This is a genomic window from Streptomyces spinosisporus, assembly GCF_022698145.1.
Classification (GTDB): Bacteria; Actinomycetota; Actinomycetes; order Streptomycetales; family Streptomycetaceae; genus Streptomyces; species Streptomyces spinosisporus.
On record NZ_JALDAX010000058.1, the window covers coordinates 1 to 983 of the forward strand.

The following is a 983-nucleotide window of genomic DNA, read 5'->3' on the forward strand; positions in this document are numbered from 1 at the left end:
TCTCGTGGCCGCGTACGCAGCGGAGCAGGCGCGGAACGGGCTCCTCGGCAAGGGCGAACTTACGGGTTGGTAGGGCGAGCAGGCTCCGTCACCATGCGGCACAGGCATCCTGCGGATCCCAGGCATCCTGCGGAGACGATGACGCCGCCGGGGCCGGAGCCTGGCTCCCGTGACGGACCGGAGTTCGGTGCCGTCGTTCACCGGCGTACGCTTCCATGCGCTTGAAGTCGTCACGCGGCGGTGCTGTCGCCGAAGACCTCGAGTTCGGATGCCTCTCATCGCCCTGTCGTCGGAGGCGGAGGTGGCCGTCGCCGCAGCGGGTCTCGACCCGCTCCTGTCGAGCTGCTGAGGATTCGCACCTCCCAGATCAACGGCTGCGCGTTCTGCCTGCGCATGCACACGCGCGACATCCTCAAGAAGGGCGAAAACCCCGACCGCATCACCGTGCTGCCCGCATGGGAGGAGACCGGCTACTTCTCCGAGACCGACCGCGCAGCTCTCCGCCTGACCGAGGCGACCACCTGTGTGCCGGACGGACACGTCAGCAACGAGGACTACGACGCTGCCGCGGACGTCCTCACCGCAGATCAGATCTCCGCACTCGGAGGGACGGAAATCCCCCGCACGACTCGGTGTGGTTGGCGTTGTAGAGGCCTTGTAGAGCTGTTGTAGACCCTGCCGTGGAAGCGTCGCATCACAGCAAGGAGTGTTCGTTCACCATCCAATGGAGAGTGATTCCCGTGGCCACGGACTTCGAAGGCAGGAAACTCGTCGTGATCGGCGGCGCCAGCGGGATGGGCCTCCAGACCGCCGAGAACGTGATCGCGGGAGGTGGCAGCGCGGTCATCGTCGGCCGTGCGGGCCGAAAGCTCGACGACGCCGTGGCCGCGCTGTCCCGCTCCGGCAGCGCATGGTCGGTCGAGGCCGACCTGGCCGACCAGGACCAGGTCATCGAGGCGCAGAAGCAGCTGGCGGAGGACCAC

At 67.2% G+C, this 983-nt stretch carries 2 protein-coding genes; both read left to right on the forward strand.

The genetic code is table 11. The annotated features are described in order from the left end of the window. Positions 1-240 precede the first annotated feature (240 nt). Positions 241-672, forward strand: coding sequence for a carboxymuconolactone decarboxylase family protein (locus MQN93_RS43680; protein WP_242713914.1), 432 nt, complete (start codon positions 241-243; stop codon positions 670-672). 68 nt (positions 673-740) lie between these two features. After that, the coding region (locus MQN93_RS43685) for an SDR family NAD(P)-dependent oxidoreductase (protein WP_242713915.1) at positions 741-983 on the forward strand (243 nt) is incomplete at its 3' end.